This window comes from Coprobacillus cateniformis (assembly GCF_009767585.1).
GTDB lineage: Bacteria > Bacillota_I > Bacilli_A > Erysipelotrichales > Coprobacillaceae > Coprobacillus > Coprobacillus cateniformis.
The window spans coordinates 2446122-2464165 of sequence record NZ_WSNW01000001.1; the positions used below are offsets into that span (position 1 = coordinate 2446122).

Annotated in this window: 19 protein-coding genes; 11 read left to right on the forward strand and 8 right to left on the reverse strand. The window is 29.9% G+C overall.

Going from position 1 to position 18044, the window contains the following annotated elements:
* Positions 1-31 precede the first annotated feature (31 nt).
* Positions 32-1294, forward strand: a complete 1263-nt coding sequence (locus GQF29_RS12005) for an HD domain-containing protein (protein ID WP_008787572.1) — start codon at positions 32-34, stop codon at positions 1292-1294.
* Positions 1275-1688 (forward strand): GNAT family N-acetyltransferase, encoded by a 414-nt coding sequence (locus tag GQF29_RS12010; RefSeq protein ID WP_054689100.1) that lies wholly within the window; start codon positions 1275-1277, stop codon positions 1686-1688. Before GQF29_RS12005 ends, GQF29_RS12010 begins: the two co-directional genes overlap by 20 nt.
* A gap of 220 nt (positions 1689-1908) precedes the next feature.
* Here the strand turns inward: GQF29_RS12010 and GQF29_RS12015 are convergent, their stop codons facing one another.
* Together GQF29_RS12015 and GQF29_RS12020 are read right to left on the reverse strand one after the other, a co-directional pair.
* Positions 1909-2964, reverse strand: a complete 1056-nt coding sequence (locus GQF29_RS12015; RefSeq protein ID WP_008787574.1) for a hypothetical protein — start codon at positions 2962-2964, stop codon at positions 1909-1911.
* A 1-nt stretch (position 2965) separates the two neighbouring features.
* The gene (locus GQF29_RS12020) at positions 2966-3775 is read right to left on the reverse strand and encodes a C39 family peptidase (protein WP_008787575.1); all 810 of its coding nucleotides are present in this window, start codon (positions 3773-3775) and stop codon (positions 2966-2968) included.
* Positions 3776-4378: 603 nt separating this feature from the next.
* Here GQF29_RS12020 and GQF29_RS12025 point away from each other — a divergent pair.
* The 3 genes from GQF29_RS12025 (at position 4379) to GQF29_RS12035 (ending at position 7130) form a co-directional block, all read left to right on the forward strand.
* Positions 4379-5221 carry an RNA polymerase sigma factor gene (locus tag GQF29_RS12025; protein ID WP_008787576.1) on the forward strand — a complete coding sequence of 281 codons (843 nt, stop codon included), beginning with the start codon at positions 4379-4381 and terminating at the stop codon, positions 5219-5221.
* 9 nt (positions 5222-5230) lie between these two features.
* On the forward strand, positions 5231-5917 hold the full coding sequence (locus GQF29_RS12030; protein ID WP_008787577.1) for a DUF2461 domain-containing protein: 687 nt from the start codon (positions 5231-5233) through the stop codon (positions 5915-5917).
* Positions 5918-6035: 118 nt separating this feature from the next.
* A complete protein-coding gene (locus GQF29_RS12035; protein WP_008787578.1) occupies positions 6036-7130 on the forward strand; it encodes a putative glycoside hydrolase in 1095 nt (364 codons plus the stop codon).
* Between the two features lie 46 nt (positions 7131-7176).
* Here GQF29_RS12035 and GQF29_RS12040 read toward each other — a convergent pair whose 3' ends face one another.
* The gene (locus GQF29_RS12040; RefSeq protein ID WP_008787579.1) at positions 7177-9750 is read right to left on the reverse strand and encodes a cation-translocating P-type ATPase; all 2574 of its coding nucleotides are present in this window, start codon (positions 9748-9750) and stop codon (positions 7177-7179) included.
* 291 nt (positions 9751-10041) lie between these two features.
* Here GQF29_RS12040 and GQF29_RS12045 point away from each other — a divergent pair, with 291 nt between their 5' ends.
* The 5 genes from GQF29_RS12045 to GQF29_RS12065 all read left to right on the forward strand — a co-directional run bounded on the left by GQF29_RS12045 (position 10042) and on the right by GQF29_RS12065 (position 12958).
* The gene (locus tag GQF29_RS12045) at positions 10042-10641 is read left to right on the forward strand and encodes a DedA family protein (protein WP_008787580.1); all 600 of its coding nucleotides are present in this window, start codon (positions 10042-10044) and stop codon (positions 10639-10641) included.
* Between the two features lie 79 nt (positions 10642-10720).
* Complete coding sequence (locus GQF29_RS12050) at positions 10721-11107, forward strand: hypothetical protein (protein WP_008787581.1); 387 nt, start codon at positions 10721-10723, stop codon at positions 11105-11107.
* Between the two features lie 80 nt (positions 11108-11187).
* Complete coding sequence (locus GQF29_RS12055; protein WP_008787582.1) at positions 11188-11721, forward strand: GNAT family N-acetyltransferase; 534 nt, start codon at positions 11188-11190, stop codon at positions 11719-11721.
* The gene (locus GQF29_RS12060) at positions 11718-12434 is read left to right on the forward strand and encodes an aspartate/glutamate racemase family protein (protein ID WP_008787583.1); all 717 of its coding nucleotides are present in this window, start codon (positions 11718-11720) and stop codon (positions 12432-12434) included. Before GQF29_RS12055 ends, GQF29_RS12060 begins: the two co-directional genes overlap by 4 nt.
* The gene (locus tag GQF29_RS12065; protein ID WP_008787584.1) at positions 12431-12958 is read left to right on the forward strand and encodes a cysteine hydrolase family protein; all 528 of its coding nucleotides are present in this window, start codon (positions 12431-12433) and stop codon (positions 12956-12958) included. The genes GQF29_RS12060 and GQF29_RS12065 overlap by 4 nt, the downstream gene beginning before the upstream one ends.
* Positions 12959-13372: 414 nt before the next feature.
* Here the strand turns inward: GQF29_RS12065 and GQF29_RS12070 are convergent, their stop codons facing one another.
* The 4 genes from GQF29_RS12070 to GQF29_RS12085 all read right to left on the reverse strand — a co-directional run bounded on the left by GQF29_RS12070 (position 13373) and on the right by GQF29_RS12085 (position 15118).
* A complete protein-coding gene (locus GQF29_RS12070; protein ID WP_017143890.1) occupies positions 13373-13567 on the reverse strand; it encodes a transposase in 195 nt (64 codons plus the stop codon).
* A 112-nt stretch (positions 13568-13679) separates the two neighbouring features.
* Positions 13680-13904, reverse strand: a complete 225-nt coding sequence (locus tag GQF29_RS12075; protein ID WP_008787586.1) for a hypothetical protein — start codon at positions 13902-13904, stop codon at positions 13680-13682.
* 255 nt (positions 13905-14159) lie between these two features.
* Positions 14160-14462 carry a transposase gene (locus tag GQF29_RS12080; protein ID WP_029158194.1) on the reverse strand — a complete coding sequence of 101 codons (303 nt, stop codon included), beginning with the start codon at positions 14460-14462 and terminating at the stop codon, positions 14160-14162.
* Positions 14463-14668: 206 nt separating this feature from the next.
* The gene (locus tag GQF29_RS12085) at positions 14669-15118 is read right to left on the reverse strand and encodes a hypothetical protein (RefSeq protein WP_008787588.1); all 450 of its coding nucleotides are present in this window, start codon (positions 15116-15118) and stop codon (positions 14669-14671) included.
* Between the two features lie 641 nt (positions 15119-15759).
* Here GQF29_RS12085 and GQF29_RS12090 point away from each other — a divergent pair.
* Positions 15760-15930 (forward strand): hypothetical protein, encoded by a 171-nt coding sequence (locus tag GQF29_RS12090; RefSeq protein ID WP_008787589.1) that lies wholly within the window; start codon positions 15760-15762, stop codon positions 15928-15930.
* 210 nt (positions 15931-16140) lie between these two features.
* On the opposite strand, the gene GQF29_RS12095 is transcribed toward GQF29_RS12090, so the two are convergent.
* Positions 16141-18018, reverse strand: a complete 1878-nt coding sequence (locus GQF29_RS12095) for a transglycosylase domain-containing protein (protein ID WP_237713641.1) — start codon at positions 18016-18018, stop codon at positions 16141-16143.
* Positions 18019-18044 lie beyond the last annotated feature (26 nt).

An 18044-nucleotide genomic window follows, 5' to 3' on the forward strand; every position in this document is an offset into this window, starting at 1 on the left:
TTTGGTAAAATATAGTAAAGAAGGTGAAAATATGAATAAAGAAAATTTTTCATTAAGAGATATAGAAATGAATGAAAAAAGGGTACTAAGAGATGCTATTCATGATTACATTCATGTTGATCATTTGGTTATTTGGCATTTGATCAATTCACAAGAAATGCAGAGATTAAGAAGAGTCAAACAATTAGGAGGAACCTATCAGGTTTTTCAGAGTGCAGAACATTCCCGCTTTGTACATTCATTAGGTGTTTATCAAGTTGTACGCAGAATGTTGGAAACAGAATGTTTAGATAATGAATTAAATGATTATGATAAATTATGTGTCATGTGTGCTGGTTTGTTACATGATATTGGACATGGTCCGTTTTCTCATTCTTTTGAAGGCGTATTTAAAGAAGATCATGAAAATATAACTGTGAGAATGATTTTAGAAGACAGCGAAGTTCATAATATCTTGATAACAGTTCATGAAGATTTGCCAACGGATATTGCAGCTATTATTCAACATACACATAAAAATCAGATTCTTATTCAAATGGTATCTAGTCAGCTTGATGCTGATCGTATGGATTATTTACTAAGAGATTCTTATATGACAGGGACAACGTATGGACAATTTGATATGTCTCGTATTCTTAGAACAATGAGAATCTGTGATGGAAAGATAGTTTATAAAGAGTCTGGTGTTCAGGCTATAGAAAATTATATTTTAGCGAGATATCACATGTATTGGCAGGTTTATTATCATCCAACTGCAAGAAGCTATGAACATTTATTACAAAGTGTGTTTCAGCGTGTTAAAGATTTATTCTCAGAAGGATATTCTTACAAAACAGATTTGAAGTATTTATTACCTTTTTTATATGATGAATTAACTGTTGATGATTTTACAAGATTAGATGAAGCAGTTGTTTTGTATTACTTTAGAGAGTTTATGAATGAAGATGATTTTATTTTGAAAGATTTATCAGCAAGATTTCTAAATCGAAAATTATTTAAATATAAACAATTAAGAAATCAAGAAGAACTTGATGATATCAAACATATATCATCTTCATTAGGATATGACCCTCGTTACTATATTATTAGTGATAATCAAAAGCAGGTACCATATTTACATTATGGAGAGAGTGGAGAATTAAGTGAAATTGAAATATTATCTCCTAGTGGTGAATTATCACCATTACCAAGCAAATCGGAAATTGTTTCAGCTATCTTAAACTCTAAATTGTATAAATCAGATAAGAAAGTATTTTTTCCAAAGGAGATTAAAGATGAAGTTTGTGTTTTATAAAGAATTAATAGAAGATGCTAAAATGATTAGACAAAAAGTATTTGTTGAAGAACAAGGATTTGAAAATGAATTTGATGATATTGATCAAAGAAGTTTACACCTCGTTGTTTATCAAGATAATGAACCAATTGGCTGTGCCAGAATGTATCCTGAAAGAGAGAATATGATTTTAGGAAGAATAGCAGTTTTAAAAGAATATAGAGCATTACACATTGGAAGTGATATATTGCACGTATTAGAATTAAAGGCTAAAGAATTGAATTATCAAACTGTTTGTTTATCAGCTCAAGTCAGAGCAAAATCTTTTTATCAAAAAAATGGGTATATTAATTTTGGTGAAGAATATCTAGATGAGTATTGTCCTCATGTTTATATGAAGAAAAAAATAGCTTAATATGTATTGTAAAATATATTGATATTGTTAGCTTTTACTGGACAATATCAATAAAAATGATTTAATTTTTATAAATTTTCTCAAATCTTATTGAAAACACTAGTTACATTCTCATAATTTAAAAATGCCTAACACACAAGTGAATATGTTGGGCATTTATTTGAAATGAAAAGGTCATAAGATATTATTTATGATTGTATTAATTTAGTCATGATACAGATTAATTATCTTTTGAAGCATAAATATATATTATAATTCCTTTTTCATTTTCTTTATAAAATATAATGTACTCACCATTTGTTACTTCATAATTATCTGCCTGATTGCTAAATACCTTTCTTGGTGTTATGCTTAAATCTTCATCAATAGAAAATAGTGATGTTATCAATCCGTCATTACACACAATCATATTGTTAAAGCGATAATAACCATTGATGTATTGATTGTTTTTTCTACTTTCTTTTGTTTTGATGTTATAAATATAAAGATCATGAATTTCTGAGTGGTTTTTAGCCTCCATAGAAATAATATAATCACCAACTAAGATAGGATGCATTACAGCATTTGATGATGCTTGAATTATATCTTTTTTACCATTTGTTGTATCATAAATATAATAATATGACTTGTTATCTTTCTCATCACTCCATAATAATTTGTTTGCATTTCTTTCTAGATGAATATTATGAACTCCTATACTATTTAATTGAGAAATAACATCTACTTTACCGTTGATACAATCATATCTCTTGATACTGCCCTTAATTGTATTATCTATTAATTCCTCTTCTTCAATCCAATAGACTGAATCATCAATCAAAGCTGGTATTGTGAATGATGGAGCACTGGTTTTTATAGAATTCACTTTTTTCGTTTCTCTTGTTTTTCTATTCATGACATAAATATTGTCCTGCGTCCCAGATATCTCCATATCTTGCCAAACGAGCCAATTGTCGTTAACTTCTATTCCCTGAATATTTGCACTGTCATACTCGCTTTCATATAGGATTTCTGTTTTCTTGGTTTCAATATTATATTCAACTAGCAATCTCGTATCAATAATATCTGAATTTTTACTACGGTCAGATGCTCCCATATAAATCATAGGTTCGATAACCTTGGGAGACCATATATCAATATATGGTGTTTGAATCTCATAAATGCATTCTATATTCACGTTTTCAGCTTGTGGTTCTTTTTGAGACTCTGGATTCTTCTTTTCTGGTGTACATCCTGATAGAATGAAAAGAAATACAATAATTATTCGTTTCATCATTCTAATATACCAAAACTTTATTAGATCCGTTTCTTTCAGCTTGAGTGACCGCTTGATAGATTTGAGATATTGGATTGCTATATACACCATAGTATTTATTGTCATAATGAGGATCAACTCTTGTTGCACTAATGACTATACTTGTGCCAGTTGAATAATTTTCTCTATCAACTACCGCTTTTATAGTGTTATAGTGTCTATAGCGAACCCCTCTATACTGAGAGATACCTGAATCATGACCAGTGTCTATTAAGATTATAGGTGCAGTATAAGCGCCTTTAATTTGAGACTTAAGTGCTGATGAAAAGAATGCACTTGGACTTGTTTTATCTAAAACGTTTGTAGCTGTATAAGACTGTTTTAAGCGAAATGTTGTCTTGTAACTGTTCATGACATTGGCAATTGCAGCACTAGATGTAGCCCCAGCAGATATTGTACCTAATTTAGAAGCTAATGTAGATTGAGATGGCAAAGAAATAGTCATGTGATTGTAAGCTCTATGAAAACTTAATGCCTGACGAGTAACTGCAGGTCCACACCAAGTTGTTTTCTCTTGCTTGAAGTTAGTTACATACATACTATAAGTACGATCATTGTAGGCTGCTCTAGGGCTTATTTGATTATTAGTAGCCATAGTTGTCTTAAGCGCTTCTTTTTCTGTTTCTGCTATTTTAGAATCAATCTCTTCTTGGGGAAGGTCTTGTACTTCGTCTTCATTACTGACTCCAGTATTTGAATCAGTAGCATAAACAGAATTGATTGCTATGAAAAGCGAGAATAAGATTGTAAAAATAGAAATTGTTCTTTTCAAAATAAATCCCTCCTTGTATAAAATTGTGAATAACTTAAAAACTTTACATTAGTTATTATAATGCAAGGACATTTTCCTCCTTTCTATAAAGTTTTGTAGACCTTGTACAAATCTCAATGGGATTGTAATGGGAGTTATTGGGAATTTTTTTGTATATTCTTATAATTATTTAATAAATTATGAAGTTTGATTATTATATTAGCATTTCTATTTATTAAAGATTAGTCTTATCTACTTTAAGAATAGCATTAAATATTCTAAACTGTCAATGATTGTAAATTGACATAGTTCGACATTTGAAAATATTGATGGTGACAAGATAATTTTCAGGTTATGAATTGGTAGTATTATCTTTATTACTTTGACAAATTATGAGATAGTTAAATACAAGGGTGAATTTGGCATAAATCTACTAACTTAAGATACCAATTATAATTTTGATAGAATGTTATCAATTAATTTACAATAATATATGGTATTATCCCTATATTTATATGAAAAAAGAAGTTATTTAATGGTATGATTAAAAAAAGTCATACCATTTTACTATATAAATGTCACAAAATATGAAATTCATGTCTAATTACAGAGAGGAGAAAAAGAATGACAAATAAAGAATTAGAAGAAATTATTAAATTAGCAGTAGAAGGAGATAAAAAAGCATTAGAAATAGTTATATCAGATATTCAAGATTTTGTTTTTAACCTTTCACTAAGAATGTTAGGAACAATTGCTGATGCTCAAGATGCAACCCAAGATATATTAATAAAAGTGATAACTCATTTATCATCATTTCATTATGCTTCACAATTTAATACATGGGTTTATCGTATAGCAACCCATTATTTAATTGATTATAAAAAATCAATGTTTGCAAAATATCCTTTAGACTTTGACTATTATGCGAATGATATACGTGCTGGTTATATAGAAGATCATGAAGAAATAAGAATGGGTATGAGTCAAGAAGAACTAGCTAAAGAATTAAAATTATCTTGTACAAATGTGATGTTACAATGCTTAGATGGACAAACACGATGTGTATTTATATTAGGAACGATGTTTCAAATAGATAGTCGTATGGCTGCTGAAATATTAGATATGACTCCTGAAAACTATCGCCAGAAATTATCACGTGCAAGAAAGAAAATGGCAAAATTTTTAAGTGAAAATTGTGGCTTAAGTGAAACGGGTTGTTGTGATTGTCAAAAACGAGTATGTTATGCTATTGAGTCTCATCGTTTAGATCCTAAAAATTTAGAATATCAGAAATTACCACGACTAGAACAATCATTATTAGAGGATTACATGGACTCTATGATGGTTTTTGAAGACAAAATGCCAGTTTTTGAAGAATTACCAAAATATCAATGTCCATCTGTAGTGAAAGCATTTATCCAAGATATTATGAATTCAACACATATGAAAAAAATGAAACAATACTAGGAGAATGAAATGGCTGATTTGAAGAAAATTTTAGATTATTTATCTAAATTAGAATTGAATAATAATCGTGAATGGTATCATAATCATAAACAGGAACGATTAGAAATATTACAAGAATTTGAAAATTTTTTACAGGATCTTATTTTTGAAATAGGGAATTTTGATGAAAGTATTCTACATATTAATCCAAAGGATATAACTTTTAAAATGGTAAGAGATACGCGTTTTGGTGCCGATAAATCACCATATAATCCAGTCATGCGGGCACACATATCTGCGAAAGGAAAATTACCAATACCAGTAGGCTATTTTATTTCGCTTCAGCCTCATGATGGAACTATGCTTGGAGGAGGGTTATTTGCAAGTACATTTAAAGATGCAACAAGTATGATAAGAGATTATATTTTAATTCATGGTGAAGAACTTGATAAGATTGTCAATCATTCTGATTTTCAATCAAGATTTTCACTTTTAGGTGCAAAGCTTAAAAAAGTTCCTAGAGGATATGATTCTGAGCATCCTTATGGCGATTATTTAAAATATAAGAGTATGTTTGTTGAAGAGTTTATAGCTGATAGAGAATTGCATGATTATCAATCGTTTGTAAAATTAGCAGCAAAAGAATTTCAATATATGAAGCCTCTTAATGATTTTTTAAATAAGGCACTGATTGATTTTCAGATGCCAGAAAGATAAAATGGCAGGACTATTATCGTCAAGAGATAATAGTTTTTTATTTTCACTCTGAATTTATGGCACTGATATTTGTTTCATTGTATACTATGTATATAAAATAGAGGAGGATATCATAAATATGAGTCATACTTACACATTACAACTTCATACAGGTAGTTTTGTTCATCAGATGCATACGTTTGATGAAATCAAAGAAAAGGCTGAACGGATAATAAAGAAACTGAAAATCAGTGATATCATATTAGGGTGGAATACTGATGAAAAATTGAATCAACAATTGGTTTCTTATTTTCATGAGAAGGGGATAAGAGTCTTATTATGGCTACCTGTTTTATCTGAAACAGACCAACTTAAAAACATAACAATGATAACAACAGTGAATGGAACGCAAGGTGAAAGGGTTAATGTTATTGAACATGAAAGTTTTTCTTTTTCTTGTCCAGGAACTCAACAAAATATTGATCATGTCATTAGCATTTATGAAGAGTATTTTTCTGATATTCCTTTTGATGGAGTATTTATTGATAAAATACGCTTCCCATCTTTTGCAAATGGATATGAAGAAGGTTTTGGCTGTTTTTGTCAATCATGTCAAGAGAAACTGACTGGAGTTGATTTAGATGAAATAAAATTATTAATTCATAATCATGACCATTCACTTTTAGCTGGTCAATATGATAAAGAAGGCATATATCATTTTGATCATCAAGAAGTTGACGCATTTTATAAGCAACGTGCCAATATTATTACTGATTATATAATTGCTTTAACAACTTATTTTTCATCTCGTCATTTGATTGTTGGTGCTGATATCTATGCTCCATTTTTAGCTTATCATGTGGGACAAAATACAAAGAAGATAAGTGAAGTCGTGGATTTTATTAAACCCATGATGTATCGATATACAGAAGCTCCAGCAGGTATGCGTTATGAATATCAAGCATATGTTCAGCATTTTGATGATTCCAAATGTTTTAGAGATTACTGGGATGATGATCCTGCTAGTGATGAAAGTATAAAAAAACAGTTAGAATTCTTATCTAATTTACCAACTCATGTTTTTCCTGGTATTGAAATCAATCCGATTGATGGGATATGTTCAACTGACCAATCAAAACTGAAACAAAATCTTGAACTTTTTAAAGATTATTCAATAATCTCATTATGTTGGGATCTTATGCAGATGGATGAAACATTTTTAAATATATTATAAAAGAAAGCACATCGATAAACCAAATAAGGTTATGATGTGCTTTTCACTATTTTACAAACATTTTCTTAGCTTGAATGATGAATGTAGGAATGAGTGCAAAACCATAAATGCATAAGAGTTGAATAATTGAAATACTATGAATCATGAATAAACTATGCATAACTGGAACAAATAAAATCACATGAAGTAATGCAAATCCAATTAAGAAAGCATAAACACTAGATTTATTTGATAAGAGTCCAATCTTTGTTAATGGCTGGTCACTACGACAGTTGAAACCATGTAGTAAACGAGCTAAACAAATTGTCGCAAAAGCCATTGTTGAAGCTGTTAAAGGATCACCTTTTAAACCCATTAAGTAAGCACACATTGTACAAATCGCAATAACAATACCTTCATAAGTAATCTGAGAAATTGTATTCTTATTCAAAATAGAATCTTGAGAGTTTCTTGGTTTTTCTTTTAATACATCATTACGACTCGCTTCCATACCAATAGCAATAGCAGGTAAAGAGTCAGTAATCAAGTTCATAAACAAGAGATGCACTGGAAAGAAAGGAGTAGGTAATAAGAGCAATGATGCAATTAAAACACAGAGGATACCAGCAAAATTCCCAGATAACAAATAATTAATAGAATTCTTAATATTGCGATAAACATTTCGTCCAGTGATAACAGCTTTAACGATTGTTGAGAAGTTATCATCAGTTAAGATCATACTCGCAGCATCTTTTGAAACCTCTGTTCCTGTAATTCCCATTGCCACACCAATATCACTTTGCTTTAAAGCAGGAGCATCATTGACACCATCACCAGTCATTGCAACAATATCACCACGTTTTTGCCATGCTTTCACAATTCTAATTTTATGTTCTGGAGCAACTCGAGCGTAAACACTGATATGTGTTAACTTTTCATCTAGTTCATTTTCAGTCATATGGTCAAGTTCTTGACCATCAATTGATAAGTCCCCATCTTCATAAATACCAATTTTTTTAGCAATACTTCTTGCTGTAACAACATGATCACCAGTAATCATAATTGGTTTAATTCCAGCCAATTTACATTTTTCAACGGCTGACGCACTTTCTACTCTTGGAGGATCCATTAAGGAAATTAAACCAATAAATGTTAAATCATGTTCATCATCGAGTTTGATTTGAGATCCATTAAAATCTTTATATGCAAAACCTAAAACACGTAAACCATTATGAGCACATCGCTGGTTTTCTTTGTGAATAGCATCGATATGTCTTTTAGAAAGAACTTCTTTTCGACCATTAATCAAGATAGATGTACATCTTTTAATAATGACATCAGGAGCACCTTTTGTGTAAATATGATTGAGTGAAGAAACACTCATAAGTTTTCGATCAGAATCAAAAGGTAACTCATATTTTCTAACTGCGGTATTTTTAAATTCTGCATCATTTTGGGTATATTCATTAACTAAATCAATTAATGCTAATTCAGTTGGATCACCGATTCTTTGTTCATCATTGATAACTGCATTATTACAAAGAATACATGATTTTAATAAGACACTATGATCATGATGACGACTATCTAAATCAGAAATATTCATCAATTGATCATAAAAATAAATTGTTTGTGGAGTCATCTTATTTTGTGTAAGTGTTCCTGTTTTATCACTACAAATAACAGAGACACAACCTAAACTCTCAACTGAGTTTAAATTTTTAATAATAGCATTTTCTTTGACCATTTTTTGTGTACTCATAGACAATACAATTGTAACAATAGAACTTAATGCTTCAGGAATTGCTGCAACTGCTAATGCAACAGCAATCATTAAAGAATCAAGTAAAGACTGTTTTGCTAAAAAAAGATTTAGACATAATACAATCACACAAATGATCATAATCCCAATAGAGAGTTTACCACTAAATTCATCTAAACTTTTTTGTAGTGGTGTTTTTCTTTCTTTAGCTTCATTAAGCATAGAAGCAATTTTCCCAATTTCTGTTTGCATTCCAATACTTGTGACAATATAACGTCCCGTTCCATTTGTCACCAAACTTCCAGAAAAGGCCATATTCTTTTGATCACCAACAACGACTTTTTCATGAATGACATCAGTGATCTTATCAACACTTTCCACTTCTCCAGTTAATGCACTTTCATTAATTTGTAATGAAGAACATTGAATAATACGGCCATCACCACTGATAATATCTCCAGCTTCAATCTGAACGATATCACCAATTGTCAATTCAGTAGAATCAATTTCTTGAATGCTGCCATTACGAATGACCTTGGCTTTAGGAACTGAAAGTTTCTTTAAACTTTCTAGTGATTTCTCTGCTTTTAGAGTTTGCACTGTTCCTAAAATAGCATTCACAATAATAACTGCCACAATAACAAGTGTACTTTCTAATTGCCCACTAACACCTGAAATAATAGCGGCAATAATTAAAATAATAACTAATAAATCTTGAAATTGTTTCAAGAAAATCACAAAAGGACTTTCTTTTTTCTTTTCATCAAGCACATTATAGCCAAATTGCTGATGACGTTGTTCAACCTCTTGATCAGTTAAACCATTTTGATTTGACTGACATTCTTTAAAAACCTGACTGACTTCTTTTTGATAAAACATACATTTCCTCCTCATACTTCTCTCTAGCAAACAAAAAAGACAAGCTCGCTAAAGATCATAATTTCTTTAACGAGTCTTGTCTTTAAGATGCACCAGAATAGTTAACTATCCGCGTTTGTTGATTACATCACACTATTGTGAGACTACTCCCTCATTGCAATTATATTAACATACTCGATAAAATATGTAAATAGCGAATATTTATTTTTGTTTTGTCTATATAATAATAAGCACTTTTATTTTAACATAAAAGTATGAGGAATTATGTAATATTATGGAGGGGGTTAATAGATGCAGGATTGGATTATGTTTGTCATGGAGGAGTATGGTTATATCAGTCTGTTTTTGTTGATGATTATCGAAAATGTGTTTCCACCTATTCCTTCTGAAGTTATATTAACATTTGCTGGTTTTATGACATCAATGACTTATTTATCGATTCCAGGGGTTATTATTGTAGGGTCATGTGGTTCATTTTTAGGTGGATTTATTCTTTATTATTTAGGTCGTTTATTGACACCAGAAAGATTAGAAAGGCTTTTAGAAAGTCGATGGGCTAAATGGTTACATTTCCACAAACAGGATGTTGAGAAAACTCAGAATTGGTTTTTAAAACATGGTAAAAAAGCAGTTTTTTTTGGGCGTCTTGTTCCAATGATTAGAAGTCTTATTTCGATTCCTGCTGGGATGGCCCAAATGCCTTTTATGAGTTATTCACTATATACACTTTTAGGAACACTTTTATGGGATACTTTACTTGTTTTGGCTGGAACATATTTAGGTCAACAATGGACCCTTATTTCGACATTTATGAGTGAATATGATTTGGTTTGGAAGGTTATTCTTATTGGTTTGGTTATTTTTTGGTTTGTGAGAAAAAAATTACGTTAATATTTATTGCTTTTCACATATTTATCACATATTTCCTAGTTAGACTGATACAAGTATATTACACGAGGAGGAAATAAACATGAGTATAAATAAGAAAAAGGTAAGTGGAGCAAAGGTTTCTAAAACAGCAATTGCTTTTTATGTTTTATCAGCTTTATTAATGATTGGCTTTTTACTAACAGTTTATAATGTAACTGTTTATATTCAAAGTCTTCTATCAGCTGGTTCTATTTCTTTAACTGCAAATTGGATGGATGTTGTTTTATATTATGTCAATAATACAGCCATATATCTAGCATTAAGTGCACTTCTATTTGGAATGGGATATGTTATTGCTTATATCAAAGGAAAAAGTGTGAAAACGGTAAAAGAAGTCATTGAAGATAATGTAGAAGAAGTTGTTGAAGATGATAATGAAGAAGTCAATGATATCTTAGAAGAAACAAAAACAGAAGAAGAGTTATAAAATGAATGAGCATCTTTATGATGCTTTTTTTCTTTCAGTAAAGAATTATGTTATAATAGTCAAAGTGAAGGAGAAGAATCATGATTTGCAAAACAAAGCGTTTATATTTACGAGAACTTGAGCAAGATGATTTTAGAGATCTTGCTGAAATATTACAAGATCCAGAAGTTGTTTATGCTTATGAACATCATTTTTCTGATAATGATGTACAGGAATGGCTTGATCGGCAATTCATGAGATATGCCAAATATGGATATGGATTATGGGCCATTGTTTTACAGACGACTGGAGAAATGATTGGTCAAGCTGGATTAACAATGCAGCCTTATCAAAACCAAGACATATTAGAGGTAGGCTATTTATTAAAAAAGAGGTTTTGGCATAATGGTTATGCTTTAGAAGCAGTTCATGAATGTATACAATATGCATTTCATACTTTGAATCAAAACAAGGTTTACGCTATTATAAAGGCTGATAATGAACCATCTATTCAAGTTGCAAAACGCTTAGGTATGAAAAAAGAGGATGAATTCATAACTCAGTATTATCATGGTGATATGTTGCATTATCTTTTTTCGTGTGAAAATAAAATTGAGGAGGAAAGGTTATCATGAAAACGATTGGTTTAATTGGAGGTATGAGTTGGGAAAGTACAGTTTCATATTATCGAATTATTAATGAAGAAATAAAAAAACAATTAGGTGGATTACATTCCGCAAAGGTTGTTTTATATAGTGTAGATTTTGCAGAAATTGAAAAATGTCAAGCAGAAGGGGACTGGTGTAAAAGTGCCAGAATTTTAACTGAAGCTGCTCAGAGTTTAGAAAAAGCAGGGGCTGATTATATTTGTATTTGTACAAATACTATGCATAAAGTTGTTACGCTTATTCAACAAGGAATACATATTCCAATTATCCATATTGCAGAGGCAACTGCTCAAAAACTTCAACAGGAGCATATTCAAAAAGTCGCTTTGTTAGGAACAAAGTATACAATGACACAAATGTTTTATAAACAAAAACTTATTGATGCAAAAATTGATGTTCTTGTTCCTAGTGAATCTGATATTGAGATTGTTAATAATATTATCTATAATGAGTTGTGTCTAGGTGTTATCTCCAATGATTCAAAAGAAAAGTATATAAAAATTATTAAAGATCTCGTATTACAAGGAGCACAGGGGGTTATTTTAGGTTGTACAGAAATAGGATTATTAATTCATCAAGAGGATATGAGTATTCCTGTTTTTGATACGACTCAAATTCATGCTCAAAAAGCAGCTATAATGGCTATCGAAAACTCATATGTAAAGGAGAAAAACAAATGAATTATGATGCTATGATTATTATTGATATGCAGACAGCTTTAATCAATGAACATCCATTTAATGAAAGAAAGGTGATTTCAAATATTCAGGAACTTATCTCTCTGTGTAGAATGCAGAATATTCCTCTTATCTATATTCGTCATGATGGAGGAACTGGTGATGAATTAGAGAAAGGGACTGAAGGTTGGGAAATACATAAAGCCCTTGCTCCTAGTCAAGAGGATTGTATTATTGATAAAAAATATAACAGTGCTTTTAGACAAACAGTTTTACGTGAATATTTAGAAAATTTAAATGCTAAAAAAATTATCATGTGTGGTATGCAAACAGAATATTGTTTTGATGTTTCTTGCAAGGTTGCATTTGAATATGGATATGAAGTGACAATTCCTAAAGATACCACAACAACTTTTGATAATGATTTTACAAGTGGTGAGAAATTAGCTCGTTATTATGAAGAAAAAATTTGGAATCATAGATATGCAAATGTATTATCAATCGATGAAATAAGAGATACTATGTAGTTTTTCAACTCAGTTCTTAAAAAGAATTGAGTTTTTTCTTTTCTTGTTGTTATCAAAAGATATAGAGAGCATTCTAGAGAAGAGTTCAATGGAATAACTTCATGAACTGACAATTTATATTTTTGATATAAAGACCAATGATGATGTTATGCAGTTATTAAATGATTTATAAATAATAAATGGGCTGTAACGAATAAGATTTTTAAATCTTAGACATTATGCTTTTTTCTTTATGATAAATGAAGATTGGATAGTTTTAGTAATAGTACAAACATTTTAATTGTGAATAACTTTTTTAACACAATAAAATATATCTGTATTTTATGTTTAAAAATTCGAGATTTTGCAATGGCAATAAGTCGATTGCCTATTGTTTCTTATTGTGGTATTTCCTTACATTGAATCCAATGCGTACTAGATATATCTCTTTTTTACATTTTGGATTCCTCTTCTTCGTATCTGAGTATATTCAATATCCTGTTTTAGTAATCCAAACACTCCTTCTAATTGGATACTTCTTTGTCTTTTCATTTCTTTTCCTTGTGGTGTAGATAAGTTTTCATCTATTTTATTCTGCATCTTTGATTGGCTATGTTGCATATGTTTCATATACTTCTTTATATCTATTCATAAAAGGGATAAAGTTTTTAGTATCCGTTGGATTTGTGAAGATTCCTGTATGCATAACGTATTCATCACTAACTCTTATTTGGAGATTATATCATGGTTTAAAGACACCAGTTTGATTATAGTCATCATATTTCATTTGTATAAATGTGGTATCATAATCATTCTTAAAATAACTATTTTTATCCCCACATATGTCTAGTGATGTTTCATATTGTAACAACTTGATATAACTGACTAATATAGTATCATATGGTCTTTGAATATCCGTTTTTCTTGTTCTGATACCATATACAATAGTAATATCTCTAGCTAGCATTATTTCCATTAAGTAGTTTGTAATTACTCCGATATAATCAGAGTATACTTTCCATGAGTTTGATAATTTGTATGTGACATATCATTGATTAATGGAATATGGGTAGTTATTTTTTTCAAACTGTTTCCTTTGATAATTCAGCACTGCTTTCTTTCATATAAAACTATTCTTCTTGGCGTTAGCTTCTAATTTAGTTCCATTAATATATAAGATAGAAGTATCAATAGTATCTAGTTCTATTAATATTTAGTGATATCATAAAAAATATCTTCTATAAATTCTCCAAGTGAAGAGATAAAGCGTTGGAACGCCATAAAAAGATGAAGTCTCATTATTCGCCAAGTACATGTATTCAATATCATATTTACATAACGCTTCAAGTTCTTTAAGACTAGGAACTTTATTCATAAATGCAAACAACACAACACTTAATATCATATGAGGGTCGTAGCCCTGATTACCACGATGAGGTAATCGATTAAAATACCTATTTGTATTGATTCCTTTCATAACTTCTAAGAATGATGTCACAGGATCATCAACAGGAATAACAGTCAAAAAATCTAGTGGAAGTTTGAGTTGAAATGCGTTATACTTACCATTAAGTAATGGGTAATTAGATTCAATATTTCAATAGTATTCATAATTTAATTATACTAAAATAACACATAAACTCTACATGAGCTTACGTGTTATTTTGTTTATTAAGACTATATCACTTTTCTAATGCGCTACAGCCTCTCTCTATATTAAATATACTTTTTCTATTTGCTATTAATTATATTTGCATTCAGGGCAAATCCACAATCAAAATTTTTTTCAATATTATCAATGTTTCCATCATTGGTGGTTGCTGTTCCAGAATATTTAAGGGTAGTTTCATTATCTTGGACTTCTATATCTAGTTTGATATCGGATTTGTCATAGTTATCCCTTATATATGCACAAAAGAATTCATGCTGCATAATAATACTATTGGTTTTCAACTCTATAGATGCAGAAGGTTCAGCGATTCCAGTTGGTTCAATACTAATATGAGGTGCTTCAATTATAATGCCTTCTTTTCCTGTAGGACCATCACTAATTTTAATAGTAACCTCAGGGTGATATGAACACCAAAAATAATATGTTCCAACACTACAAACCATAAATACAATAACTGCAAATATGACTAAATTTCTTGTCTTTATCTTAAACTCCATATATTCTTTCATGTTTTTGACTATCCTTTCTTATTCTTTAAAAAGAACGACCTAATTGGTAAAATTATTGATTAAATATTTGACTTAGTTATTTTGTATGTAAATCCTAGTTCACCATATAAGCAAGTTATAAAAAACTTACCATAAGCCGTTGTAGTATAATTTAAGACTTTTAGATAGTTTATTGAACTAAGGTCCTTAGTCCAATACTCAGCATCATAACCTACTAGGATACCATCAATTCATTCATATTCAAGCTCATTATAAATAATTTTATTATTCACTAGATAATACTTTACATAATCTATAATAATATAATTTTCTGCAGCATTTACACCAATACTGCTAGATGCTATAGTTAACATAAATATTAATATCAATACTATTCTCTTTTTATTTATCCCTTCTTTTAATTAAGTATAGATATATATATAATAAATTTTCGCCTACTTTCCATATATTATTTATCCTTTTGAACAATTATATCATATGGAACTGTAACGAGTAAATAGCTTGTATATTGTTTCTAAGTATGCAAAATCGCTCAGTTTTGCCAGATTTATTAAAGATGATCTGACTATGCTAAATATTTTCTTTTAAAAGAACCAAGTATTGATTATCTTTTAAGTATAAGCGATAAACTGGAAACATATATGAATGACAATGAGATTGAATTTGTTTATAGCAAAGGGAAAAGAAAAAGTGAAATACAAAAATTATATGATGAATTAAAAAAGAATGCTCTTAAACTGTGGGAATATGCCATTCATTTGGATACGCTGGGGGAGAGAGAAACAGCTGTTCTAAAACAAATCATGATGTAACATTTATGGATATGAAATATTCAAGATATTATAAAGAAAAGGAAAAGAAAACAAAAAGAAGCAGTTTATTTGTAAAAAGTAATACATGTTTTTAAGTACATCAAAAAACACAAAAAGTTATTTACAACAAAAAATAACAACCTCCATATATAAGAAAAAGAAGCTGAACGTTCTAAATAGCTAAAAAACTATTTATTCGTTACAGCTCCTTTAATTATTTTTGAACCAGTAAACAACACCATTTTCCTGATATTCACCACTGATGGGATTGATAGGAATCTGTTGAAGTTTTTCTGTAGGTTTATACCAAGATTCATCTTTTTGAAGTTCATTAGCCATTGTTTGAAAGATAACTTTTGGAATTTTAGAATCTGTAGCCATAGTCATTTCACGATTATCATCATAGCCAACCCAACTGAGAATAGTGTAATTAGGATTAAAGCCTGCGCAAAGTGAATCATATGATGTAGAACCTGTTTTGACTGCAAAGGTTGTTTTGGTTGGATAAGCAGACATTGTTGCAGAAGTATAAGTATTAAATGCTTTATTGAATGGTGCAGTCAAAAGTTGATTGAGAATTAAACAAGTCTCTTTGTTCAATAACTGTTCATCTTTATTTTTACGTTCATACAAGATATCTCCATGATCATTTGTTATTTTTGTAATTGTATGAACATCATTATATGTTCCCTCATTAGCAAAGGTTGTATAGATATTTGCTAATGAATAGATATTTGTATTTAAAGTTCCTAAAGCCAAAGATGGATGTGGAGAAACATGTGTAAATCCAAATTTTGACAGAGCATTTACAAGAGCCTGCTCTCCTAAAAACATATGTGTTTTTACAGCGTAAATATTATCACTGACAGCAATTGCTTGAGCTAGTGTAATATCACTATTGGCATATTTCTTATTAAAATTGGTTGGAGCGTATGTTTTACCACTATCTAATTGAAAAGTTGTTGGCTCACTTTTAAATTTTGTTGTTGGAGTAAATCCATTTTCTAAGGCAATATAATAAAGAAGTGGCTTCATAGTTGAACCGATTTGGCGTTTTGCACTTGTTGCACGATTAAATTGAGAAGTTGCATAATCTTTACCCCCAACTAATGCCAGCACTCCAGCATCATGACTGTCTACGATCATACTTGAGATTTCTAATTCCTCTTTATCTTTCATTTGATTATCTACTGTTTGATTAAGTTTATCTTGAACAGTTGGATTTAATGTTGTTTGTACATTTAATCCTTGATTAATATAACTTTCTTTATAAAATCCTAATTCTTCCAATTCTTTAATAACAGCATCTTTATAATAAGGGTAAGAAAGAGTAAGTGCAGATGAAGGATCTTTATTTAGTTGAAATGGTGTTTTATAAATCTGATTGGCCTTATCTTGAGTTATATATTTTTCATTAACCAATTGATCTAAAACAAGTTTTTGGCGTTCTTTGGCTCTTGTCATATTTTTAAATGGAGAAAAATATTCTGGTCCATTCACAACACCAGCTAACATTGTTGCTTCATTTAAATCTAAATTTTTAGGATCTTTATTAAAATAATAACGGGATGCATTTTTAATCCCATAAATCCCATGACCAAAATAAACTGTATTTATATAACCTTGTAGAATTGTATCTTTATCATAATGAGCTTCTAATCTGGTTGTTAAAAAAGCTTCTGTAATTTTTCTTGACCATGTTTTTTCATTAGTTAAAAACATCAATCGAGCATATTGTTGTGTAATCGTACTTGCACCTTCTGATTTTCCACCTTCAAGAACATTCGCCTTAACTGCACGTAAAATACCAATTGGGTCAAAACCTCTATGAGAATAAAAACGATGATCTTCAATTGCTACAATACTTGCTAAAAAGTCTTTGGAAACATCTTTTAATGCAATATCATTACTCTGCTGATTAGATTGATAAAATAATTTCTCGCTTTGATCATATAATTTAATATAATGACCTTGTCCAAGTTGTGGGGCAGCCATCATATAACTTACACCATATATAACCATTACAAAAACCATTCCAGTAATGATAACTCTACGAACCCATTTGACAAAAGTTTTCAACTCTATCACCTCATCTCTCATTTTTACCGAAAGTG